Raw genomic sequence first — 24,738 nt, 5'->3', positions numbered from 1 at the left:
CAGTTAGCCGTTCAGATTGCGGACAGCCGGAATCTCGTAGCGGTTTTCAAGGAACGCCGCCGCAGGTTGATAGAGTCGCAGGATCAGATAGAACTGCGCCGAGGGAGCGGGAAGCCAGTTCGCTTCAACCGGTGGCGCGTCGTGCTGAATGAGAATGCGCAGGCCGCCGTCCGCTTCGTAGCGCAGGCCCTCGGTTCGGTCGCCAATCGCGTGACGCGCGAGCGGATTCTCGACGAAGAAGCGATCCGCGCCGTAAAGCGAGATCGACCATAACGCGTGCACCGGCGGCAGGCCGCCCGGCGGGAAATACAACTCGTAGCGATGGCGCCCGTTCAGGTGCTCGCCCGCGCCATCAAAATCGGCTACGGCGTAGACGGCTTCAGTCGCGCTGAGCGCGCCAAGTCCCTTCATGGCCGTGCAGGCGCGCAGCAGATAGTCGCTGCCATAGCGGCCGAGCTTCAGGTTGTAACCCCAACTGCGCCGCCCACGGCTTTCGGTATGAACGGTGATCAGCCGGTGAGCGTCTTCATAGGCGAGTTGCAAACCACGTCGCACGAAGGGTGAAAGCGTCTCAACATCGATCGACTTGCCGGGGCACAGGTCGGCGCGCGCAAGGAGGCCAAACAAGGCGGTTTCGTCAGGGCGTGGTGACACATCCCGAAGCGCATTGAACAGGTTCTGGAAGAAATCGAGCGCGGGTTCTGCGCTCACGCGCCAGTCTCGCACGCAGGCGAATCCCCTTGCGTCACGCCCGCTGAGAGCAAATCCTGACGCTGCCTGCTGCGCTTCAGGCAGGTCATTGTCGCCCTTGACAAGCACGCGCCCCAGCATCCACACGAGGGGCGTCGGGCAAGCAATCGGCTCCGCGTTCAGGCTCGCGGGTGCCGCCTCGCCCTCGCGATGCAGCACGTAGCGTTTGCCGGAAGAGCCCGCGTTAAGCGGACTCAAATTGACGAAATTGTTGGTGAACGCATCGAGCAACTCGATGACGTAGTATCGGTCCTCGTCCACCGCGGGAATGTCGAGCACGACCGGACCGTCGCTGAGATCGATCCACGCGTTCAGATACAGAAAGTCGTTCGCCGGCGTAACGATGTCGCGATCCTGATGTGTCCAGCGGCGCATGCTGGCGTGGATCGAATTGAACGGCGCACGCAGCGAACTCGTCGAGCCGGGCGATGTGTGCATTGCACACGTGCGTATCACCTCGACAAGCGGATATCCGTATATGGCAACGGGCGCTGCGGCCATCCTGACGAATGCCACCCTGGGGTCGTCGTCCTGCGTCGAAATTGCCTCGCGTGCCTCTATCACATTGCTATTCATGAGTGTTCCGTACAAAAGTGGTCGGGATCGCGCCGATCTGCACGCGGGTCGATGCCAGACTCGCAAAGCGCCGCCTGTCTCCGGCCGGGTCGACCAGACAAGCCGACGCGATGCCCGCGACCACGGCGAAGCCGCCGGCCAGTGCGATGCCCAGGCGATAGCCCGTGAGCGCGTCGCCGGCCATGTCGATGATCTGGCCCATGACAGCCGGCGTAATGAGTCCCGCCAGGGTGGTCAGGCAGATATTGATGCCGAGCACGCCCCCGCGCTGACGGGCGGGCACCACCTCGCCCGCCAATGCGACACCCGTCGTGAAGGCAAACGAAGCGAGCGAGAAACCGACCGTCACGGCGGCGATCAGCGCCGCACCAGGCGGCAATGCCGGCATCAGAAGAAGTGCGCCACCCGACACCACGACGGCCGCCGCACCCAGCGTGCCCCGTGCATGACGGCTGGCAATGCCGCGCCTCATCAAGCGTTGCGACCACCAGCCGAGTAGCGGCGCCATCACCATCTGGCCGAACGCGGGCAATACAACAATCCATCCCACTTGCATCAGTGAATAGCCCGCTACCCTGACCAGATAACTGGGCAGCCAGATCGTCGAGAGCGCGAGCACGACGTACGCCGCAAAGCCGGACAGATTGCAGCCAAGGCACGTGCGCGATAGCAGCAGTGCGCGTAGCGGGATCTTTTCCTCCAGCGACGCCGCTTCCGCGACCAGGGCGCCGGGCGCACGATCGCCGGCCGATTCGAGCGGTCCTTCACGACCGATAGCAAGCCAGACGGCGCTCCAGACGAGACCCACCACCGCGAGGGCCAGGAAGGCCGCACGCCAGCCAAAATTCACAATGATTGCGGTAATGACGGGCGCGATGAACCCGGCCCCGAACGCCGCACCGATGGTCAGCAGCGCGGTCGGCAAGGTCCGCTCCGCGTCCGGAAACCATTTGTAGAGCGAGTGAATCGCGACGGGATAAGCCGGGCCTTCACTCGCGCCGAGCAGGATTCGCGACATCACAAGCGTGGTGGGCACCGCGGCAAGGAGCAGCGGCGCTTGCGACACGGACCAGACGACGGCCATGGCCAGCAGCAGCCAGCGGGTTTTCACGCGATCCGACAACAGCCCGACCAGCAGGGACGAAAGCGAAAACAGCAGGAAAAAGCTGGCGGCGATACGCCCGAACTGGGTATGCGTCAGGCCGAGTTCGCGCATGATCGGCTCGGCTGCAAGCCCCATCAGCGCCTTATCGGCAAAGTTGATCGCCAGGAAAAAAAACAGGCCAGTCACCACGACCCACCGGTGACGGATGTCGCGCGTCGAGAGTTGCATCATGTCTCCAGTCACGGCTATCCGGGACGTCGCCCTCAAGCTGAAGGCGACCTCGTTGCCGCGTCGAAGACATTGAACGATGCCTTGATCAATAAGGCAATTGCATAGTTTTCATCGAATTAATGTGTTTTCAACATTTATCCGACCGGGTGCCGCGTTCACGCAGGTTTCACCGCTGCCGCACGCTTGATGGCCATGATCGCCTGCTCGGCGGCCGGCGACAGCGTACGTCCAGCCAGATGGACGATTGCGAACTGCAGCCACAGATGCGACCGGGATGGCACCGACAGCGCCACCAGACCGGCCGAGCGCCCCCGTTCCCAACCCGTCTGCTCGGTGAGCAGCAGCAGCGCGTCCGTTTTGCGGGCGTACTCGCGCAGCACGTTGACGTCGTTGCAGGTCAGATGAAACTCCATTTCCTGTTTGGGCGGAAAACGCAGCCACTTGCGCAGCGACTCGCGCATCGCCTCCGGCAGCGGGACCGATATGATGGGATAACCTGACAGTTGCTGTACCTCGATCGGATCGTGCCCGGTCAGTGGGTGACCCTCGCGAACGAACCAGGCCGCCCGGTGCCTAGGCAATGCAACGGTCTCGAGCTTGCTGCTCGACGGCACGCCGCGAATGTCGACGATCAGAAAATCCAGTTGCTCCGCGTGGAGTAACTCCAGCAGATTCTTCCAGTTGTCGACGGTGGCGTTGATGCGCAGATTCGGATGGCTTTGCGCGAGTTCGTCCAGCGCCGCAGGCAACAGCATCGCGGCCGGATAAGGCCCGGAGCCGAAGTTCACCGAACCGAGATCGTGGCTTTTCAATAGATCCACGTCGCGCAACAGGCAGCGCGCTTCGAACAGGACCTTCCGCGCGCGCTGCACGACCGTCTGACCGGCGGGCGTGATGCGTACTTCGCGGGTGCTGCGGTCAAACAGCACCATGTCGAGATGCTCTTCGATGGCCTGAATACTTCGGCTCAGCGCCGGCTGACTCAGATGAACGCGCACGGCGGCTCGCGCAAAGCTGCCCTCTTCCGCGAGCGCGACCACGTGTTCGAGTTGGCGAAGATTCATGAGATCGGGAGGAATAGTTGGATTTCGGCCGCGTTCGTTCAGGTGCGGCGTGACGATGCATCGGAGTGTCACATAGTTCGGCACGGCGGCAGACCCCGTTTTTCGCAACACGCACCGTATTAGAAGCTCAAACCGACGCTCAAACAGGCTCGCCGCGCAGACGACCTCTTGTTATAATTCTCTCATCAACGCGAACAAAACATAACGCGCCTCTACACTGCGCCCCACACTGCGCGACAGGACCTCCATGCTGAAACCCGACCGCCTCCGCGCCCTCGCCGATGCGCTGGCCAAGCAGAACGTGATGCGCCTGCGCGACGCCGCCAGCCTGCTGGACGTATCGGAGATGACTGTCCGGCGCGATATCGCAGGCAGTCCGGAACGATTCACGTATCTCGGCGGCTACATCGTCAGCGCGACCGACGTACCGAACAACGCCGGCTATTCGCTCGAAGAAGAGAAGGATCATTTCGCGCAGGCCAAGGCGGAAGCCTCCGCGCTGGCGGCGAAACTTGTCGTCGACCATGAAACGATCTTCATCGATTGCGGCACCACGCTCACCACGCTTGCGCGCCTGATTCCGCTCGAACGTCACGTCACCGTGGTCTGTTATTCGCTGAATGTGGCGGAGATTTTGCGGCGCAAGCCGAATGTGCGGATGATTCTGCTGGGCGGCGTCTATGTGCCCTCGTCAGATTCGTTTGCGGGCGAAGAGAGTCTGGAGATGCTGCGCCGCATGGGCATCAACAAGGCGTTCATTTCTGCGGGCGGTGTGGATAACGCGCGCGGCGTGACGTGCTGGAACTTTCACGAAGTGGCGCTCAAGCAGGCGGCCATGGCAAGCGCCGTCGAACGGCATCTGGTCGTGGACCAGAGCAAGTTCGGCGTCGTCAAGGCGGTGCGCTTCTCGCAAATCGACGACTTCGATTCCATCATCACCGAGAAAGGCCAGGAGCACCGCAAGCGTAAATGAATGCGCCAGCCGCGCACTGTCGCGCGCTTGCGCTTGTCTGTCAGCCGGCGTGACCGGCCTTCGGTTATCCGTTTTTGCGCTGCAATGCGAACAGCGTCCCGGCGATCAGAATGAACGCGCCAATGATCACCTTCTGCCAGGTGCTCGGCACACCCACCAGAATCAGCACGCTATTGATCAGCGTGACCAGCACCACACCGAGCAAGGTGCCGGCCACCGTACCCGTCCCCCCCGTAATACGCGCGCCGCCCAGAATCACCGCGGCGATCACATCGAGTTCCGAGCCCACCAGATCGAACGGATTCGCGAGCCGGTTGTTCGATACATGCAGAATGCCCGCTATGCCGGCGAGCATGCCGGTATAGCCGAACACGAACAGATGGATCGCGCGCAGGTTATAGCCGAGCCGCTCGGCAATCGCGAGGCTGCCGCCCATTGCATAGACACCGCGTCCCATCATGGTCCGGTTCAACAGCCACCACGTGACACCGGCGGCCGCCACCAGCGCCAGCACCGAAACAGGCAACACCGCGCGCAGGCCTTCGTTGGTGTGATAGAAAAACAGCGGAATCCGGCCGAAGTGATCCATGCTGTGCGGAATGTTCATAAAGAACGTCGTGCCGATAAACGTCAACAGCAGGCCGCGATACAGATACTGCGTGCCGATCGTGACGATCAGCGAAGGCGCCTTCAAACGATGCACCAGCAGCCCATTGATGAGACCGAGCAGCACGCCGCCCAACGCGCCGGTGATCAGGATCAACGCGAACGGCGCGTCCGGCCACCAGGCAAACACCGCTTTGGTGATGCCGTACATCGTCAGCGCGGCGATTGCCGTGAACGAGACGTCGATGCCGCCGGACGCCAGCACGACAAGCGTGCCCAGCGCGAAAAGGGACATCGTGGTGGCCGAATGCAGCAGATCGAACAGCGTCGCCAGTTGAAAGAAGCGCGGATTGATCGCGCCGACAATCAGGCACGTCGCCGCGATCAACGCGACCGTGAACCATTCGGGGTTGCGCGAAAGCCTGGCCCGCAAAGTGGGCGGCTTGACCTCGGGTGCGACTTCGACAACGGTCGGGGTGGTCATGGTCTCGTTCATGCGCGAAGGGATCCGCGAGTTCATGGGTATCGGCGTCCTTTATGCGGCTTCCGAAAGCAGCGCGTGATACAGGTCAGCTTCGCTCAGCGTGTCGGCCTGATATTCGCTGGCCACACGCCCCTTCTTCATCATCAGGATGCGATCGCAGTTCTGCAGCAACTCGGGCAGGTCGTCGCTGATCAGAATGATGCCGATGCCGCTTTGCGACAGGCGCTGCATGATGCGATAGATGATGTCTTTCGAGCCGACGTCGACGCCGACAGTCGGTCCATGCAGAATCAGCACGCGCGGATCGATGGCGAGCCAGCGGCCGATCAGCACGCGCTGCTGGTTGCCGCCCGAGAGCGACTGCACGGGTTTGTCGACACCGGGCGTGGCGATCTGCAAATCCTTCACCGTCTGTTCCGCGAGCGCCTGCGCGCGCGTGCGATCGATCTGGCCGAAGCGGTCCCGCAGGCTGGAGATCATCGCGGTGATCACGTTGTCGCGAATCGACTTGTCGAGAAATAGCCCTTCGTTCAGGCGGTCTTCTGGCACATAGCCAATGCGATGATGTTTCGCATCCGAAGGCGTGCGCAACGAAATCGCCTTGCCGTCGAGCACCACCTGCCCCGCTTGCGCCGCCGCAACGCCCGCGAGTGCGCGCGCGAGTTCGTTGCGCCCCGAGTCGAGCAAACCGGTGACGCCGAGTATCTCGCCACGATGCAGCGTAAACGACACGTCACTGAACTGACCCGCACGCGTGAAGCCGCGCACGTCGAGCACGACATCCTGGCCCAACGTGCCTTCACGATAACGCTCGTTCGTCAGATGGCGTCCCGTCATCAGTTCGCTGATCTGCGCTTTGGTGAAGTGCGCGATCGGTCCTTGCGCCATCTTCTGGCCATCGCGCAGCACGATGACTTCGCCACCGATCGCATAACACTCGTCGAGCTTGTGGCTCACGAACAGCACCGTCACGCCCTGCGCGCGCAGGTTCGCGAGCACGGCGATCAGGTTGTCGACTTCTTTCTGCGTGAGCGACGTGGTGGGCTCGTCCATGATGACGAACTTTGCCTCGCTGGCAATCGCTCGAGCAATGGCAACGAGCTGGCGCGTGGCGAGCGGCAATTGCTCGATCAAGGTCGCCTGAAACTCGGCGTCGCCGGGCAGGCCGACCGATTCCAGCGCACGCGCCGCCGTGCGCGCGAGTGCGCGCCGGTCGAACGTACGCGCAAGCCGGCCTTCGTGCGTGGCCAGTTCGGCGGTAAGCGCGACGTTCTCCGCCACGTTCATGTTGGGCAGCAGCGAGAGATCCTGATAGACCGTTTCGATTCCTGCGGCCAGCGATTCCAATGCGGACAGCCGTGCGTGCCGGACGCCTTCGATCACGAGTTCGCCTTCGTCGGGCGGCTGCGCACCGGAGATGATCTTGATCAGCGTGCTCTTGCCGCAGCCGTTCTCGCCGAGCAGGTGATAGATCTGACCACGCTCGAACGACAGGCTCACGCCGCGCAAGGCATGTACGCCGGTGAAACGCTTGTGCACGCCGACCACCTGCAGAAACGGCTGCAAGGTATCGGACTGCGGCTGCGAAGACGATACGTCTTGATTCATGATGGCGAGTCGCAAGTTAAGGCGTGTCCACACGGGCACGCCTTGAAGGAAGTCCCCCGAAGGGGACGCCGTGACACATAAAGCAGAAAAAGCTCGATCAGAACGGATACTGCTTGTAGTTCGATTTGTCGACGTTCACCCAACCCTGGCCGCGCACGATGATCCCTTTGCCCGGCCCCTTCGCAACGGTGACTTTGGTGTAGCCCGGAATGCCGAGATCGGCGCCGTTCTCAACTGTCTTGCCGTCGATCAGCATCTGCGCGACCTTGTTCATCGCGATACCCGCGAGCTTCGGATCCCAGAACGCAATGCCGTTGATCGCGCCGCTCTCGAGGAATTTGCCGGCTTCCGTCGGCAGGCCCGTACCGTAGACGCAGATCTTGCCCTGCATGCCGGCTTCTTCCACCGCACGGCCGATGCCGATCACGTCGAGCGAGGACGAGCCCTGGAAGCCCTTCAGGTCCGGATGCTTGCGCAGCACTTCCTTCGCGACTTCATAGGCGCGCTCGCCGTCGTTGTTGGTTTCGAGTTTCGGCTCGACCAGATCCATCTTCGGATATTTGGCCTTGGCGTTGCCGATGCCGCCGTCGGCCCATTGCACCTGCGAGCGGCTGCCGAGCGAACCGACCAGCGCCACCCACTTGCCGTCGTCGTGCATGCACGAGGCGAGACGCTCGTTCAGGCCGGCGCCGTAGGCGGTGTTGTCGAAGGCTTCGATGTCGACCATTGTGTTCTTCGCGTTGTCGGCCTCATGGGTCACCACCTTGATGCCGCGATCCATCGCCTTCTTCAGCGCCGGTTCGAGCGTCGGCGGATCGTAGGGCACCACGGCAATCGCCGTGACCTTCTTGGCGATCAGGTCTTCGATGATCTTCAGTTGCTGTGCCGCATCCGCGCGGCCCGGGCCGGTCTGATACGCGTTCACGCCAGGGTTGTCCTTCGCGAATTGCTTGACGCCGTCGTCCATCCGGTTGAACCAGTTGATACCGGTCACCTTGACGACCGTGACGATCGTCTCGTTGGTTGCAGCCTGGGCAGCGGCGATCACGCCTACGGTAAGAGCGCCTGCTGCGAGCGCGGCACCCAGTCGAGTCAATTTCATGCGATGTCTCCTTTATCCTTCGATGTAGTTCGATGTCGCCCTACTTCACCATCACGGACAGTCAGGGCTCGTTGTCCGCCGCGTACTGAAACCTGGATTTGAAACCTGGGTTGCGCCTTTTAAAGCTGTTCGGCGCGCTAACGTTTCGGCGCTGCGCCAGAACTTGCTGCACTAGAACTAGCACTCCCGCCACCACCGCCGCCGCCAAAACCGAAGATCGCCCGCACCCGCTCGCCGCCTGCAAACGCGAGCGACAGCAACAACAAAAATCCCCACGCGCAATCGCCAAAAAACTGCGATACGCCCAGCAGATTGAACAGACTCGAGAGAAACTGCAGCACGGTCGCGGCAAAGAACACGCAGATGATGCGGCCGTGGCCACCGGCGGGATTCACGCCACCCATCACCGCGATCAGAATGGCGATCAGCAGATAGGAGTTGCCGTAGTCCCATTTCGCACTAGACGTATGGGTCGCGCTGATCAGCCCCGCGAGCGACGCCAGCACGCCGCACATCGCATAGGTCGTGATCAGCATTCGCGCGCGCGGAATACCCGCATAGAACGCCGCTTTGGGATTGGTGCCCATCAGATAGAGACGCAAGCCGAACGGGCTGCGTCTGAGCAACCAGCCGAGCACGACAACGGCCGCGATAAAGATGCAGAACGCGATCGGCACCTGAAACACGGTACCGTTGCCGATATTCGACAAGGGGTCGACATAGTCGACATGCACGGAGGCGCCGTTGCTGAGCACCACGGCAAAGCCCGTGAACAGCAACTGCGTGCCGAGCGTGCAGAGAATCGGCGTGAGCCGGAGGCGCGCAATCACCACGCCGTTCAGGAGGCCGCCGAGCAGCCCCATCGCCACCACGATCACGCAGAAGAGCGACGTGTAGAGCACCGGCGAATCGTCGCCGCTAACGAAGCGCGGCACAACGAGCGCCGCAACCATCCCGGACAGATTCGCGAGCCCGACGCCCGACAGATCGATCCCGCCATTACCCGACACCATCGACAACATGATGCCGAGCGCGAGCAGGCCGAGTTCGGGCAACTGCCCGCCCATCGACTGCAGGTTGTCGATGTCGACGAATTGCCCATGCGAAAGCCACGTCGCGACCAACACGACGACTACGTTGACGATCAGCAGAAAATTCAATTGCCGGTCGCCGAACATTTTTCCAGCGGTAAACGAGGACTTCATGGTGAGCACGATCTCCTTCAGTCTTCGCGAACGGTCAGGACAGCGGCGAGGCGGCCTCGGCCGGCTGGCTCAACACGCGGTTCACTTCGTCGAGCGTCGGCATGGAAGGCGCCGTGCCTGGACGCGTGACGGAAATGCCCGCAAGCGCGCAGCCGAAACGCAGCGCCGAGACGGCGTCGTCGCCGCGTGCGAGGGCCGCCGCGAAACCGCCCGTGAAGCCGTCACCGGCGCCGGCGGTCTCCACCACGCGGCCGCAGTGATAGGCCGGCACGAGTATCGATTGGCTTGCCGAGTGCAGCAGCGCGCCGCCTTCCCCGAGCGTGACGATCACCGCGCCGACACCTTTGGCAAGCAGCACGTCGGCGGCACGGCGCGCGTCGTCGGCATTCGCGATCGGCACGCCGGTGAGCGCAGTGGCCTCGGTTTCATTCGGGGTGATGTAGTCGCACAACGGAAAGATATCGTCGTCGAGCGGCAACGCGGGCGCCGGATTGAACACGGTAATGACGCCGTGGCGGCGCGCCACTTCCAGCCCGCGACGCGCGGCAGCAAGCGGCTGTTCGAGCTGCGTGACAAATACACGCGCGGCGGCGATGTCGGCTTCGATCGCGTCGACGTCGGCTGCCTCCATCGTGCCGGCCGCGCCGGAGGCGACGATGATCGCGTTCATGCCGGTGTTGTCGTCGACGAAGATATGCGCGGCGCCCGTGGACACGCCCTCGACCACCGAGGCGCGTGCCGTGATGCCTTCAGCGGCCCATGTGGCGCGCGCAATCTCGCCGAACGCGTCGTTACCGATGCGCGTGCAGAACATCACCTCGGCGCCGGCGCGCGCCGCCGCCACCGCCTGATTCGAGCCCTTGCCGCCCGGCCCCATCGCGAACGCCGTACCGGCAATCGTCTCGCCGATCAGTGGCATACGTCCGGCGCGGAACGTCAGGTCGGTGACGTAGATGCCGAGAATGACGACACGCCCGTTTCGTTGCAAAGACGTGTTCATTCGCGTTCCCCTTGAGGCGCGTTGATCGTGAGGCCTGCGTGCGGGGCATGTATTGCGCGCAGCACCGCGGTGTTCAATTGCAGATCCAGATGCTTCAGCACGTTGTCTCCTCCATTTTCTGGTTGGCGTGCGTGGTGTTCAGGCGTAAGCGCCGACTTTCAAAGCGCCGACTTTCATTCAGTCTCCGTACGGTATCCAGATGTTCTTCACCTGCACGGCCTGACGCAGAAACGGCCGGCCTTCGCTCGAGCGGTCGAACCAGTCGAACTGGCGGCCGTGGTCGACAAACGTACGCTTCAGATTGCCGATCGACTCGCGTTCGACCAGCGTCGAATCCGCCGCGTTGCCGAAACACCAGACAGCATCGACGTCATCGTGCTTGGCGAGCGCCGGCAGCAGCGCGCCACGTTCGCCCGTGACGATGTTCAGCACACCGGCCGGTACATCCGACGTTTCCGCCACCTGATAAAAATCGGTCACCGTGAGCGGACTCGCCGCGCTCGGCAACACCACCACACGATTGCCCATGGCCAGCGCGGGCGCCGCCAGCGAGACGAAACCGAGCAACGGTGCTTCGTCAGGGCAGGCAATGCCGATCACGCCGAGCGGCTCGTGCATTGCCAGCGCGACGCCGCGCAGCGGCGGCGTATGCACGGCGCCGTCGAACTTGTCGGCCCACGCCGCGTAAGTGAAGAGACGTGCTACCGCCGCCTCGACTTCCGCATGCGCTGCGCTTTCCGTCGCGCCGTTTCTGATCACGAGTTGCCTCGCGAACTCGTCCGCGCGAATGGCCAGGTTCTCCGCGAGATAGAACAGCACCTGAGCACGATTATGTGTACTCGCCTGCGACCACTTCTGCGCCGCGCGTGCCGCTTCGACCGCGTTGCGAATGTCCTTGCGGTTGCCCTCGCCCACCTCACCGACCAACGTCCCGTCCGGTGCGTGAACCGGCAACGAATAGCCGCTATCCGGACGCACCTGCTTGCCGCCGATAAAGAGTTTCGCGGTGCGGTCGATCAACGTGACGTTCGACAACGGATCGCGCTCGCCTGCGCCTGCCGTCTGTTCAGCGCGCACAGGCTGACGGACAGCAAGATTGAGCCAGGCACGCGGTTTCAGATATTCGTAGATGCCCTCACGGCCGCCTTCGCGACCATAGCCCGACTCGCGATAACCGCCAAAGCCGACCGCCGCATCGAACAGATTGGTCGCGTTGATCCATACGACACCGCACGCGAGGCGCGGCGCGATATCAAGCGCGCGGCCGATGGTTTCGCTCCACACGCTCGCGGCGAGTCCGTAGCGCGAATTGTTGGCGAGCGCAATCGCCTCATCCGGCGTGCGAAAGCTCATAGTGACCAGCACCGGTCCGAAGATTTCTTCCTGCGCTAGAGTTGAAGCCGGGGCCACACCGGTGACGAGCGTGGGCGGATAGAAGCAACCGCCGGCGGGCATCGTCGTATCGGGCGACTGCCACACCGCACAGCCCTCGCGCCGGCCGGTTTCCACCAACGACTCGATACGTTCGAGCTGCACCGGATCGACGATCGCACCGATATCGATACTTTTATCGAGCGACGTGCCGACGCGCAGCGTTTCCATGCGGCGCTTCAGCTTCGCGATAAAGCGCGCTTCGATCCCCTCCTGCACGAGCAGTCGCGAGCCCGCACAACAGACCTGCCCCTGGTTGAACCAGATCGCGTCGACCACACCTTCAACGGCGCCGTCGAGATCCGCGTCGTCGAACACGATGAACGGCGACTTGCCGCCGAGTTCGAGCGTCAGCGATTTACCGGTGCCGGCCGTAGCCGCACGAATCAGACGCCCGACTTCCGTCGAACCCGTGAATGCAATCTTGTCCACCCGCGGATGTTCGACAAGCGCGGCACCCGTGCGGCCATCACCCGTGACAACGTTCAGCACGCCCGCCGGCAAACCCGCCCGATGAGCAAGTTCGGCGAACAGCAACGCGGTGAGCGGCGTGTATTCGGCCGGCTTCAACACGACGCAATTGCCCGTTGCGATCGCCGGTGCGATCTTCCACGCGACCATCAGCAGCGGAAAATTCCACGGCACGATCTGTCCGACGACACCAAGTGGCGCGTAATCGGCGAATTCGCTCTCCTGCAACTGCGCCCAGCCCGCGTGATGCAGGAAGTGCCGTGCGACCAGCGGCACGTCGATATCGCGTGTCTCGCGAATCGGCTTGCCGTTATCGAGCGCTTCGAGCACGGCAAAGAGACGGCTATGACGCTGGACCATGCGCGCGAGCGCATACAGATGCCGCGCCCGTCCGGCGCCGCCAAGCGCGAGCCAGCCCGGTTGCGCGGCGCGCGCGGCCGCTACCGCCGCGTCGATGTCGGCCGCATCGCCCTGGGCGATCTCAGCGAGCCGGCCGCCCGTGGCAGGCGCATGCGAAACGAAGTGCTCACCGGCGGCCGGCGCATGCCACGCCCCGCCGATGAAATGCCCGAAGCTCGCCTCATGCTGCGCGAGCCAGGCGCGCGCGGGCTGATCGTCCTCGGGTGCGGGACCGTACTCCATCGATGAAAAATACTCGGCTACGCTCATGGGATCGGTCTTCTGTTCAGGCTACGGGGTGACGGTTGAAAGCGGAGTAACGACCGCTCACGTGATGTTCGAGCTGGCGTTCGATATCGGCCAGCAGGCTCGAGGCGCCGATACGGAACAGCTCCGGTTCGAGCCACGGGCGGCCGAGCTCTTCCTTCATGAGGATCTGATAGGACAGCACCGACTTCGCGCTCGACACGCCGCCCGCCGGTTTGAAACCGATCGGCACGCCGGTGCGCTCCTGGTATTCGCGAATCATGCGCACCATCACCAGCGAGACATCCAGCGTGGCGTTGACGCCTTCCTTGCCGGTCGACGTCTTGATGAAGTCGGCGCCGGCCATCATGCAGACCATCGAGGCGCGCGCTACGTTGGAGAGCGTGCGGATATCGCCGGTCGCCAGAATCGTCTTCAGGTGCGCCGGGCCGCAGGCCGCGCGGAAGTCGCGCACTTCGTCGTAGAGCGCCTGCCAGTTGCCGGTCAGCACATATTCACGCGTGACAACGATGTCGATTTCCTGCGCCCCGTCCGCGACCGAAGCCTCGATCTCTTTCAGTTTCAGCGGATGCGGAATCAGCCCAGCGGGAAATCCTGTCGATACCGCCGCGACCGGAATGCCGCTGCCCTGCAGCGCGTCCACCGCAGCCGCGACGAACCGGTGATAGACGCAGACCGCCCCCGTCGTGATGCCTTGCGGCGCGATACCGAGCGCTTCGAGCAGATCGGCCCGTACCGGCCGGCGCGCCTTTGCACACAGGCGGCGCACGCGGCCTTCGGTGTCGTCGCCATTGAGCGTGGTGAGGTCGATGCAGGTGACGGCCTTCAGCAGCCAGGCCGCCTGCGCATCTTTCTTGACGGTACGGCGCGTGGCAAGCGTCGCCGTGCGCCGTTCGACGGCCGACTGGTTGACGCGCAAGCCGTCCAGCCAGGACGCGTCGAACGGCATGCCCGGGTTGCGCACCGGGTGAATGAGCGGGCCGCCGCGCAGCGCGACGACCGAAGAAGAAAGCACAGGGGCTTCAGGCATAAGACATCCGAAAATTTGATGCGGCGCACAACAGCCGCCGACAATTTGTTCCCACTTATGCTACAACGATTGATAGAATCATAACAAGCTTTCCGATTCAATCATCACATAAGCAGGCACTAAAGCCCTATCAGCGCCGCCAATGTTATTGACGCACCATATTCATGATGCGAAGATCACAACGCGGCTTTGGCCGATAGCACCACATACCAAGAAAAGAATGTCGTCGTATTGACGAAGGAGACATGCCAGATGAGTGAGCCGGTTGCGGTCGCGGCCGCGTCATCGCCTCAGGTTCCATTGATCCGTGTTGCGGGCGTCACCAAGCGATTTGGTGGCGTGCAGGCGCTGCGCGGTGTGAGCCTTGATGTGTTGCCCGGCGAAGTGCATGCCCTGCTCGGCGAAAATGGCGCGGGCAAATCCACGCTGATCAAGATTCTCAGCGGCGTTCACACCTACGACGACGGCGTCATCGAGATCGATGGTCAGACGGTGGCGTTCGAGTCGCCGGCGCGCTCGCGTGAGGCGGGTGTTGCCGTGGTCTACCAGGATCTGAGCCTCGTCGAATCGCTATCGGTCGGCGCCAATCTGATGCTGGGGCGCGAGCCTCGCACGCGTCTCGGCTTTGTGAAGAACCGCCAGCTCATGGCAACGGTCAGCGAATTTCTTCGCTCGCACGGCATCCCGCTCGATCCGCGCACCGCCGTTGGCGCGTTGCCGTTCGCGTACCGGCAAATGACTGAGATCTGCAAGGCGCTGATGGGCGACGTGCGGGTTCTGATCCTCGACGAACCCACCTCGGCGCTGACCGGTGGCGAAGAGCAGATTCTGTTCGACGCGATCCGTGCGGTCACGAACCGTGGCGTGGGCGTTATCTACGTGACGCATCGTTTAAATGAGGTGTTTCGGATTTCGCAGCGCGTCACCGTGTTCCGCGATGGTGCCAACGCCGGCACGTTTTCGACGGCGGAGACCGATATGAAGCAGCTGGTCGCGGCGATTGTCGGTCCCGGCCATGCCGCGTTGCAGGCACGGGAAAGAACGGCTGTCGGCGCTACCGGCGATGAATCCGCTGTTGGACCGCAAACATCGGCCACGGCCAATGCCGCCGCTGTACCCGTTCTCAAGTTATCGAACGTGAGCAATGACAGGCTTCACGACGTCGACCTCACGGTTCGTCCTGGCGAGATTCACGGGCTTGCGGGATTGATCGGCAGCGGGCGCACGGAAATTCTGCAAACCATCTTTGGCATTCGCAGGATCGACGTGGGCGCCATCGAGATCGGCGGTCAATCGCGCTCGCGTATCACGCCCGCCGAAGCCATCCAGCTCGGCATAGCACTGGTGCCCGAGGATCGTCATCTTGAAGGGCTTGTGCTCGATCATTCGATCGAACGCAACCTGACCTTGCCGCGGCTGCCGCAATTTTCTCGCTGGGGATGGCTGCGCAGCCAGGCGGCCGTCAACCAGGCGAAGCGCTCGATGAAAGAGCTGGCCGTCAAGGCGCCCGGCTCCTCGACCGCGGTCAAGTTTTTATCCGGCGGCAACCAGCAGAAAGTGGTCTTCGCGAAGTGGAACCATCCGCGTCCCACGCTTCTATTGCTCGACGAACCGACTGTCGGCGTCGACGTCGGCGCACGCGAGGAGATCTACGGCGTAGTGCATGACGCCGCGCGAGCGGGCACGGCCGTGCTCGTCGTGTCCTCGGACCTCGATGAACTGTTGCGCCTGTGCGGCCGGATTTCGATCGTCGCGGACGGCTCGATCGTCAAGACCGTCGAGCGCGCTGAACTCGCCAACGCCGAAGCGCTTCATCACCTGATTCAACTGTCCCGTTCTTCCATCGAGCACGCAACATGAACGACTCTGTCTCGCCGCTGACGGCTAAACGGCAGGCATCGCCACCGCAGAAGAGCCGTATGCGGCGCCTCGCGCAACTCCTCCTGCAAGGCGACCGGCCCTATGCGCTCTACGGCGCGTTCGCGATCCTGCTGGTGGTGTTCAGCTTCGCCTCGCCGTGGTTTCTCTCCATCGACAACTTCCTGAATATCGGCCGGCAGACCGCATTGGTCTCGATCGTCGCGATCGGCATGACCTTCGTGATCATTGCGCGGCAGATCGATCTGTCGGTGGGGTCGACCTTGGCGCTCTCGGGCATGTCCGCGGCGCTCGCCATGTCGCATGTCGGCGACAGTTGGATCATCGGCGCGATTGCCGGCATCGGCACCGGTGCAATCGTCGGCGCGATCAATGGCGTCGTCACCACGCGGCTGAACATTCCCTCGTTCCTCGTGACGCTCGGCACCTTGAGCGCGGCACGCGGACTCGCCCTGATGGTGACGACAACGCGGCCCGAGATCATCACCAACGACTCGTTCATCTCGATCTTCGGCGAGGGCGATATTGCCGGTGTGCCGGTGCCGATCATCTGGACGGTGCTGACCGTGATCGCCGGCATCCTGCTGCTGCATTACAGCGTGTTCGGCCGGCAGATCTATGCGGCGGGCGGCAATCCGACTGCGGCGCTCTATTCCGGCATCAACACGCGACGCGTGACCACCCTCGCCTTCATTCTCACCGGCGCGCTGGCCGGGCTTGCGGCGCTCGTACTCGCCGCGCGCTCGCATGCGGCGCGGCCCGATGTCGTGCAGGGGCTCGAACTCGATGTGATTGCTTCCGTGACGCTCGGCGGTTGCAGCCTGTTTGGTGGCCGCGGCTTCGTGCTCGGCACGCTGCTCGGCAGTCTCATCATCGGCACGCTCAATAACGGGCTGGTCCTGCTCGGCGTCAGTTCGTCGCTGCAGTTGGTGATCAAGGGCGCCATCATCGTCGCGGCTGTGGCCTTTACCAGGAAGTGATTCAGGAAGTGACCCGGAAGTAACCAGGGAAATAAGGAAAGCACGTCGATCACGCGAGATGTCACGTGCCCGCGTTGTTCGTGAATGGCAGGAGACGTAACACAAACATGAAGACCAACGGAGAAGAATCATGAAACATCGTCGTGGCTCAGGAAGTGTTCTACCCACTCTCATGGCGGCGGCCGCCGTCGTGGCGCTGGCGTCGTCGGGCGCTTACGCGCAATGCGTGACCAGCCTGCCGGCCGGTTCGATCGGACCGAAAACGATTGTCGGGCAAGGGCCGAACGGCGAAAAAGCGGCCTCGGTAGATGCGGTGAAGCTGAGCGACGCCGACATCGCCAAAATCAAAGCCGGTAAATTCAAGGTCGGCATTTCGATGCAGACCATGAATCTCGACTGGTCGCAATTGCAGGTGCAAGGCATCACGGACACACTCAAGAAGTACGGCGTGGAAGTGATCGGCACGGCTTCGGCGGAATACCAGGTCGACAAGCAGATCGCGGATATCGAGAACACCATCCAGCGTCACCCGGACGGCATCATCTCAATTCCGGTCGACGGCACGGCCACGGCCGCCACCTACAAGAAAGTGTCCGAGGCCGGGATCAAACTCGTGTTCATGGACAACGTGCCGACTGGCCTGAAGCATCCTGAACAATACGCGGCGATGATTTCCGCCGACAGCGAAGGCAACGGCCAGATCGCCGCGAAAGTGCTGGCCTCGTGCGTCCCGCAGGGCGCCACGATCGGGCTCGTGAACTTCGGCGTGGACTACTTCAGCACGACGGAACGCACCAAGGCCGTCAACGACTGGATCAAGAAGAACCGTCCGGACATCAAGGTCAAACAGGTCGCGTTTACGGACCCGTCGAAAGTGGGCCAGATCGCGGGCGATTTCCTCACCGGGAATCCGGACGTGAAGGGGCTGTTCGCCGTCTGGGATCAACCGGCGCTCGACACGCTGACGTCGATGCGCGCGCAGGGCGTGAACATTCCTGTCACGACGGTCGATCTGGGCCTTCAGTCCGCAATCGAGATCGCCAAGGGTGGGCCGCTCAAGGCAACCGGCTCGCAACGCCCGTACGATCAAGGCGTGGCCGAGGCGATGGCGATGATGAAGGCGCTGATCGGCCAGACGCCGCCGGCGTGGATCGGCGTGCAGTCTCTGCCGGTGGTTCAGTCGAACGTGCTCGAGTCGTATAAGACGGTGTTCAAGAAAGACCCGCCGCCCCAGCTTGCGGATGCCTGCAAGAAAGCCAAGCCGGCTTGCGGCTAATGCTTTAAGCGCGGCACCTTGCCCCGGCGGAGCAAGGTACTATTACGGTTTGGCGTCCGGCGTGCAGCGCATCATGGCTTGCACGTCCTGACGCCCGACGCAGCAAGCCATACGATCGGGCAGCACGGCACATGCATCGGCTGTTATGCTCGCTGCCCGCACCGTCACCCGTTTCCGCCATCCATGAGTTCTGCAAGCCGCCACATCGCGCACCTGGACATGGACGCGTTCTACGCGTCCGTTGAACTCCTGCGCTATCCGCAATTGCGCGGCAAGGCGGTGGTGATCGGCGGCGGCCGCAATGCCGTGCCGCAAACGCTTGAAGACGGCAGCCTTCGCTTTGCGAAGCTGCGCGATTACGCGGGCCGCGGCGTGGTGACCACCTCCACCTACGAAGCCCGCGCGCTCGGCGTGTTCTCTGCGATGGGCATGATGAAAGCCGCCGTGCTCGCGCCGGACGCGATTCTGCTGCCCACCGATTTCGAGTCGTATCGCCACTACTCGCGTCTCTTCAAACAGGCGGTCGCCACCTTCACCGATCGGATCGAAGACCGCGGCATCGACGAAATCTATATCGACCTTACCGAGTTGCCCGGCGAGCCGCGCGAGATCGCCGCGCGCATCAAGCAGGCGGTCAATCAGGCGACCGGCCTCACCTGCTCCATTTGCGTGGCGCCGAACAAGCTGCTGGCGAAGATCGGCTCCGAACTCGATAAACCCGACGGCCTCACGATCCTCACGCCCGCGGATGTGCCCTTGCGCGTCTGGCCGCTGCCGGTGCGCAAGGTCAATGGAATCGGGCCGAAAGCCGCGGAAAAGTTGACCGCGCTCGGCCTCGCCACGGTCGGCGATCTGGCGGCGGCGGACGCGGGCTTGTTGCAGGACAACTTCGGACGCAGCTACTCGGCCTGGCTCATGCAGGTCGCGCAAGGCTACGACGAGCGGCCGGTCGTGGTCGAATCGGAACCCAAGTCGATGAGCCGTGAGACGACCTTCGAACGCGATCTGCATCCACGTCATGATCGCCCGGCCCTCTCCAGTTCGTTTACCAGCCTGTGCGTGCGGGTAGCGGACGATCTGGTACGCAAGGGATATGTGGGCCGCACCGTGGGCATCAAGCTGCGCTACGACGACTTCCGCACGGTCACACGCGATCTGACGCTCGACGAACCGACCGCCGACGCCACCGAGATCCGGCGCGCCGCAACCGAATGTCTGAGACGGGTGGAACTGAACCGCAAGCTGCGGCTGCTGGGCGTGCGTGTGAGCGCCTTGACGCCGGCCAACGCGCAACCGGCAAAGCGGCGCGTACCGGTTCAGGCCGACTTGCCCTTTACCAGCGACGATTAACCTGCTGCTTCCGCCGGGACACCGGCATTCGTGCGCGCTGCCGGCAAGCTGGCTTCCGCACTCGACGCCGCAATCGAAAACGCAAACGTGTTGACGCCGTTCGCGCTTTCCACCGACACCGTGCCACGATGCATCTCGGCAATCGCCTTCACGATCGCGAGACCCAGTCCGTGGTTTTCGCGGCTATTGGTGCGTGACACTTCCGCGCGATAGAACCGGTCGAACAGATGTTCGAGCACAGCCGGCTGGATCGGCTCGCCCGGGTTGGCCACCGCTACGCGCAACTGATCCGCTACTTCCGAGATCGTCACCGTGATCGCCGCGCCGGGCGCGCAATGCTGGATCGCGTTCATCAGCAGATTCGTGCAGGCGCGGCCGAACAGCGAGCGGTTCACACGCGCCACCGCGTCGCCGCGCAACTGTGCATGCACGCGTGCTTCTTCGAGCGGAATCTCGAGAAACTCCAGCGTATGCGCAACCTCCGCGGCCAGCGACACCTCGACGAGGCCCGTCGCGCGTTCGCCCTGGTCGGCGCGAGCGAGGAACAGCATGTCGTTGATGATCGCGCGCATGCGTTCGAACTCTTCGAGATTCGATTGCAGCGTATGGCGCAAATCGTCGACCGAACGGTTGCGTGTCAACGCTACTTCGGTCTGGCCGATCAGAATCGTCACCGGCGTACGCAGTTCATGGGCGACGTCCGCATTGAACGACTCGAGGCGGCCGTATGCGCCGTCCAGACGTTCGAGTGCGCCGTTGAACGAGTTGGCCAGATCGCTCAATTCGAGCGGCAGCGAGGCCGTATTCAGACGCTGCGAGCGGTTATTCGGGCTCACCGCGGATGCGTCTCGCGTTAGACGCGTCAACGGAGCAAGCCCGATCCGCGTCACCGAGTAACTCAGCAGCAGCACGGCGAGACTGCCCAACGCGGACAGCGCGGCGAGCGCCGCTCCGAACACGCGCATTGTGCGGGTATTCGGCGAACAACTGGCGGCGACCTGCAATTGCACAGGTGGGCGGGCCCCGTAAGCCGGTATCGTCACGGTGATGGTCAGCATGTCCGCGCCGCCGCCGACCGGCGATACCCTCGCGTAGCCACCCGGCCAGCTCGACACCACGGGCCCCTCGATGGGCTTGCCATAGTGGAAATACGGGTCCGTACTCGACACCGCATACACGGTGCTGCCGTCGTGCGGCATCATGTCCGTGAGCTTTTCGCGCGCCATGCGCCACTTCTCTGGAGTCACCGCGTGATAGACGATGATGCGCGCGATCTCGGTACGGTCGTCGAGCGACTCGCGCAAATGGTGTTCGAGCTGCGTGCGCAAAATCAGAAACAGCCCGGTGCCGACCAGCGTGAATACGAACAGCGCCACGAGTGCGAACATCAACGCAAGGCGGCGCGCGATTGAACGGTTCATGATTGCTCTGCCTCTTCACGCACTTCGAGCACGTAGCCCATCCCGCGCACGGTATGCAGCAGCTTCGAGGAAAACGGGCCGTCGAGCTTGGCGCGCAATCGTTTGATCGCGGTTTCGACCACGTTCGTATGGCTGTCGAAGTTGACGTCCCACACGAGTTCGGTGATGGCGGTCTTCGAGAGGATGTCGCCTTGCCGGCGCGCCAGCACGCTCAGCAACTGGAATTCCTTCGCGGTCAGATCGAGGCGTACGCCTTCGCGGGTGGCGCGCCGGCCGATCAGATCGACGAACAAATCGCCGACGGAAATCAGCGTCGACTCCTGCGAACGCGTGCGGCGCGCCAGCGCATGCAGCCGCTCGACCAGTTCGAGGAAAGAAAAGGGTTTGGTGAGGTAGTCGTCGGCGCCCTCGCGCAAGCCCCGCACGCGGTCGTTCACATGATCGCGGGCGGTCAGCATGATGACCGGCGTCGACTTGCGCATGCGCAGCGCCTTCAGCACGCTGAAGCCGTCGCGTTTGGGCAGCATGACGTCGAGGACGATCACGTCGTAATCGAATTCGGTGGCCAGATGCATGCCTTCCTCGCCGTCGAGCGCGACGTCGACGACCCAGCCCTGCTCTGTCAAACCGGAGCGCAGGTAGTCCACCACCTTATGCTCGTCTTCAACGATCAGCAATTTCATCCGCGTCCCCTTGTATCTGCATTATACGAAACGCCTCGTTTTTCCTTTTTCCTGTCTGGCCGTGTCATTGTCGGGCGGCTCACTTCGCGGGAGCCATCGCCTCCTTCGTTGCATTGCCGGGCGGCTGCGCGCCCGATAGGTCCGTGCCGGCATCCCAGCCGCCGCCCAGCGCCTTCACCAGTGAAACCGAGAGGGTCATCTGCTGGCCGTGAATCTGCACGTCCTGACGCTCGCTGGTGAGCAACGACTGCTGCGCGGTGATGACATCGAGGTAGGCAACGAGGCCGCCCGAATAACGGTCGTTGGCGAGCGCCAGAAGATGCTGCGCATCGGTCACTGCCTCACGCGACTGCTTCGACGCGCCATCCAGAACGGAGAGACCCGTGATGCCGTCCTGCACCTGCTGGAATGCGTTGAGCACGGTTTGCCGGTAGTTCGCCTCGGTGGCCTTGTAGCCTTCGCTCGCAAATTGCACGTTCGCTGCACGGCGGCCGCCGTCGAACAGCACCTGGCCCACGGCCGCGCCGAGCGTCCACATCAGCGTCGGCGCGCTAAACAGACTCGCGAACTGCGTGCTTTCCCAGCCGATGCTCGGCGTCAGCGTCAGGCTCGGAAAGAACGCTGCCTTGGCGACGCCGATCTGCGCGTTCGCCGCGGCCATCGCGCGCTCTGCCGAGGCGATATCCGGACGGCGTTGCAAGACGTCGCTCGGCAAACCAAGCGGAATTGCCGGCACCTGCGTGTCGAGCACTTTGGGCTCGATCGCGAATTGCGGCGCGGGCACGCCGACCAGGGCGGCAATCGCATGCTCAAACTGCGCGCGCTGATTCAGCAGGAGTTGCGCCTGCACCTTCGTCGAATCGAGTAGCGACTTCTGCTGCAACACGTCGAGCCCGGACACCGAGCCGAGATCGTGCTCGGTCGTGACGTAATCGAGCGCCTTTTGCTGCAGTTTCACCGATTGATTCAGCACGTCGATCTCGGCGTCGAGTTCACGCAGCGAGAAATAGTCGGTGGCGAGATCGGTGGTGAGGACGAGCCGTGCGTTGGCAAGATCGTCGGCTGACTGTTGCGCGGAGGCTGCGGCGCCTTCCACTTCACGACGTATCCGGCCGAATAGATCGGTGTCGTAGTTGATCGTCGGGCCGAGTTGCAGATTGTTCTGCACTGTCGACGTGGTCGGCGTGCCGTAATTGGTCAGCGGGCGATCATGCGAAATTCTGAAGCGCGACCCGGACGCTCCGAGATCGACTTCAGGAATCTGCTGCGCACGGGTGTTCGCCAGCGTCGCTTTGGCCTGTGCGTAATGGGCGCTCGCCGCGGCCAGTGTCTGATTCTGTGCGAGCGCCTGCGTTTCCAGCGTTCCGAGCGTCTGATCGCCGAAGGCGCTCCACCAGTCCAGCGAAATCGGCGCATGCGAAGGCGCCGCGACGCGCCAGTACGAATCCGTTTGCCAGGTTGGCGGCACTTCGGCTTGCGGCCGCTGATAATCCGGGCCGACGGTGCACGCGGCCAGCAAGGCCGCGCTCGCCGTGGCCGCCAGCGCCATGCGTGACGTTCGTGTCGCTCGCGATGTCAGTGCCCGATAAGCGCTCGCCTGCTTCGCGATCACGACGCCCCCTTGCCGCTTTTCTGCGGCTGCGTGATCAGCACGTGGTCGCCGTCCGCGATCGAATCGCTCGGGTTGATGATGATCTTGTCGTTCGCCTCGATCCCGTTTTCGATTTCGAGCGACTGCCCCAGGTCCTGCGCGATTACGACCTTGTGCAAGGCCACGTTGCCCTTCGCATCGACCACTGCGACGCGCGGGCCTTCGGCGCGGAACAGCAAGGCGTTGCCTGGCACCATCAGTTGCGCATGGGCCGCCGCCGGCACGGCTACCTGCACGTATGCACCGGGCCGCAGCTTGTCGTCAGGATTCGGCAGCGTCACTTCGACTTGCAACGAACGGGTCGGCACGTCGATCGCGCCGGAGATGTGCGTGATCGTGCCGTGGAACTGCTGGCCCGGCAATTCGGCCTGCGTCACCACCACCTTCTGCCCGACCGACACGTTTTGTGCGTACGCCTGCGGCAGTTGCACATAGACTCGCAACGGATCCGATTGCGCCAGCGCGAACAGCGCGCGGCTCGTGCCGCTGCCCGCGTCGATCAGGTCGCCGACGTCGACATTGCGCTGCGTGACCACGCCCGCAAACGGCGCGACGATGCGCTTGAACGATTCGAGTTGCTGCAGGCGCTTCACGTTGGCATCGGCGGCGGCGAGGTTGGCCAGGTCCTGCGTGTAGGTGCTGGTCCGTTCGTCGAGTTCCTGCTGCGAGACCGCATCGCGTTGACGCAGTTGCTGCCAGCGTTCCATCGAGCTTTTGGCGAGGCCGAGACTCGAACTGGTTTGCGCGCGCTGGGCCAACGCCTGGGCGAGTTCCTGATCGATCTCAGGTGTGTCCAGATCGGCGAGCAGTTGCCCCTGCTTCACGCGCGTGCCGATATCGGCGTACCAGTGCAGCAGATAACCGGTGGAGCGCGCGTAAATCGGCGATTCGACAAAGCCGCGCAACGTGCCCGGCAACAAGGTGTTGCCACCTCCCGCGGTTTGCGTCGGACTCACCACGTTCACATACTGCGTGGCGTTCTGCTTCGTCGTCTCGGCGACGGAGCGGCTTTGCAGAACATTCGCGATCACCGTGCGCAACGCGCCCACGGCAAGCAGCGCCAGCACGATCCAGATGGCGATTTTGGCGCGTTTCCATTCGCGATTGCGCGGCGGCAAGGCGTGGCCGCCTTCGGTCTCTCGCGCGGGAATCGCCAGCGATGCATGGGTTTTTTCGGTCATCTCAGTCAGCCATCTC

General features: G+C 63.1%; 19 protein-coding genes. 5 read left to right on the top strand and 14 right to left on the bottom strand.

Annotation, left to right across the window (positions count from 1 at the left end):
• Nucleotides 1-3: 3 nt before the first annotated feature.
• The 3 genes from KHO33_RS30705 to KHO33_RS30695 all read right to left on the bottom strand — a co-directional run bounded on the left by KHO33_RS30705 (nt 4) and on the right by KHO33_RS30695 (nt 3,726).
• Nucleotides 4-1,326 (bottom strand): DUF1254 domain-containing protein, encoded by a 1,323-nt coding sequence (locus tag KHO33_RS30705; RefSeq protein ID WP_200566554.1) that lies wholly within the window; start codon nt 1,324-1,326, stop codon nt 4-6.
• On the bottom strand, nt 1,319-2,662 hold the full coding sequence (locus KHO33_RS30700; RefSeq protein ID WP_200566555.1) for an MFS transporter: 1,344 nt from the start codon (nt 2,660-2,662) through the stop codon (nt 1,319-1,321). Before KHO33_RS30700 ends, KHO33_RS30705 begins: the two co-directional genes overlap by 8 nt.
• 155 nt (nt 2,663-2,817) lie before the next feature.
• Nucleotides 2,818-3,726 carry a LysR family transcriptional regulator gene (locus KHO33_RS30695; protein WP_200566556.1) on the bottom strand — a complete coding sequence of 303 codons (909 nt, stop codon included), beginning with the start codon at nt 3,724-3,726 and terminating at the stop codon, nt 2,818-2,820.
• Between the two features lie 247 nt (nt 3,727-3,973).
• Here KHO33_RS30695 and KHO33_RS30690 point away from each other — a divergent pair, with 247 nt between their 5' ends.
• Complete coding sequence (locus KHO33_RS30690; RefSeq protein WP_093632919.1) at nt 3,974-4,699, top strand: DeoR/GlpR family DNA-binding transcription regulator; 726 nt, start codon at nt 3,974-3,976, stop codon at nt 4,697-4,699.
• A gap of 64 nt (nt 4,700-4,763) precedes the next feature.
• Here the strand turns inward: KHO33_RS30690 and KHO33_RS30685 are convergent, their stop codons facing one another.
• The 7 genes from KHO33_RS30685 to deoC all read right to left on the bottom strand — a co-directional run bounded on the left by KHO33_RS30685 (nt 4,764) and on the right by deoC (nt 14,302).
• Complete coding sequence (locus tag KHO33_RS30685) at nt 4,764-5,825, bottom strand: ABC transporter permease (protein WP_093632920.1); 1,062 nt, start codon at nt 5,823-5,825, stop codon at nt 4,764-4,766.
• 15 nt (nt 5,826-5,840) lie between these two features.
• Complete coding sequence (locus tag KHO33_RS30680; protein WP_200566557.1) at nt 5,841-7,397, bottom strand: sugar ABC transporter ATP-binding protein; 1,557 nt, start codon at nt 7,395-7,397, stop codon at nt 5,841-5,843.
• Between the two features lie 97 nt (nt 7,398-7,494).
• Nucleotides 7,495-8,499, bottom strand: a complete 1,005-nt coding sequence (locus tag KHO33_RS30675) for an autoinducer 2 ABC transporter substrate-binding protein (RefSeq protein WP_093632922.1) — start codon at nt 8,497-8,499, stop codon at nt 7,495-7,497.
• 137 nt (nt 8,500-8,636) lie between these two features.
• The gene (locus KHO33_RS30670; RefSeq protein WP_200566558.1) at nt 8,637-9,704 is read right to left on the bottom strand and encodes an ABC transporter permease; all 1,068 of its coding nucleotides are present in this window, start codon (nt 9,702-9,704) and stop codon (nt 8,637-8,639) included.
• A gap of 34 nt (nt 9,705-9,738) precedes the next feature.
• Complete coding sequence (gene rbsK / locus KHO33_RS30665; protein WP_200566559.1) at nt 9,739-10,704, bottom strand: ribokinase; 966 nt, start codon at nt 10,702-10,704, stop codon at nt 9,739-9,741.
• A gap of 177 nt (nt 10,705-10,881) precedes the next feature.
• On the bottom strand, nt 10,882-13,275 hold the full coding sequence (locus KHO33_RS30660) for an aldehyde dehydrogenase family protein (protein ID WP_200566560.1): 2,394 nt from the start codon (nt 13,273-13,275) through the stop codon (nt 10,882-10,884).
• A 16-nt stretch (nt 13,276-13,291) separates the two neighbouring features.
• A complete protein-coding gene (gene deoC / locus KHO33_RS30655; protein WP_200566561.1) occupies nt 13,292-14,302 on the bottom strand; it encodes a deoxyribose-phosphate aldolase in 1,011 nt (336 codons plus the stop codon).
• 252 nt (nt 14,303-14,554) lie between these two features.
• Between deoC and KHO33_RS30650 the strand changes: the two genes are divergently transcribed.
• The 4 genes from KHO33_RS30650 to dinB all read left to right on the top strand — a co-directional run bounded on the left by KHO33_RS30650 (nt 14,555) and on the right by dinB (nt 19,786).
• Nucleotides 14,555-16,162 (top strand): sugar ABC transporter ATP-binding protein, encoded by a 1,608-nt coding sequence (locus KHO33_RS30650; RefSeq protein WP_200566562.1) that lies wholly within the window; start codon nt 14,555-14,557, stop codon nt 16,160-16,162.
• Nucleotides 16,159-17,160: an ABC transporter permease gene (locus KHO33_RS30645; protein WP_054038800.1), complete on the top strand. Its 1,002-nt coding sequence runs from the start codon at nt 16,159-16,161 to the stop codon at nt 17,158-17,160. Before KHO33_RS30650 ends, KHO33_RS30645 begins: the two co-directional genes overlap by 4 nt.
• A 130-nt stretch (nt 17,161-17,290) precedes the next feature.
• Nucleotides 17,291-18,436, top strand: a complete 1,146-nt coding sequence (locus KHO33_RS30640) for a substrate-binding domain-containing protein (RefSeq protein WP_054038802.1) — start codon at nt 17,291-17,293, stop codon at nt 18,434-18,436.
• 183 nt (nt 18,437-18,619) lie between these two features.
• The gene (gene dinB / locus KHO33_RS30635) at nt 18,620-19,786 is read left to right on the top strand and encodes a DNA polymerase IV (protein WP_128576586.1); all 1,167 of its coding nucleotides are present in this window, start codon (nt 18,620-18,622) and stop codon (nt 19,784-19,786) included.
• Here dinB and KHO33_RS30630 read toward each other — a convergent pair.
• The 4 genes from KHO33_RS30630 to KHO33_RS30615 form a co-directional block, all read right to left on the bottom strand.
• Nucleotides 19,783-21,207 (bottom strand): heavy metal sensor histidine kinase, encoded by a 1,425-nt coding sequence (locus KHO33_RS30630; RefSeq protein ID WP_200566563.1) that lies wholly within the window; start codon nt 21,205-21,207, stop codon nt 19,783-19,785. The genes dinB and KHO33_RS30630 overlap by 4 nt on opposite strands.
• Nucleotides 21,204-21,890, bottom strand: coding sequence for a heavy metal response regulator transcription factor (locus KHO33_RS30625; protein WP_200566564.1), 687 nt, complete (start codon nt 21,888-21,890; stop codon nt 21,204-21,206). Before KHO33_RS30625 ends, KHO33_RS30630 begins: the two co-directional genes overlap by 4 nt.
• A gap of 79 nt (nt 21,891-21,969) precedes the next feature.
• Nucleotides 21,970-23,439 carry an efflux transporter outer membrane subunit gene (locus tag KHO33_RS30620; protein ID WP_200566565.1) on the bottom strand — a complete coding sequence of 490 codons (1,470 nt, stop codon included), beginning with the start codon at nt 23,437-23,439 and terminating at the stop codon, nt 21,970-21,972.
• A gap of 59 nt (nt 23,440-23,498) precedes the next feature.
• Nucleotides 23,499-24,722 carry an efflux RND transporter periplasmic adaptor subunit gene (locus KHO33_RS30615; protein WP_200566566.1) on the bottom strand — a complete coding sequence of 408 codons (1,224 nt, stop codon included), beginning with the start codon at nt 24,720-24,722 and terminating at the stop codon, nt 23,499-23,501.
• Nucleotides 24,723-24,738: the final 16 nt, after the last annotated feature.

The organism is Paraburkholderia nemoris (genome assembly GCF_905221015.1).
Classification (GTDB): domain Bacteria; phylum Pseudomonadota; class Gammaproteobacteria; order Burkholderiales; family Burkholderiaceae; genus Paraburkholderia; species Paraburkholderia nemoris.
The sequence above is the reverse complement of the archived record's forward strand: the minus strand, read 5'-3'. Positions and strand labels throughout refer to the sequence as shown.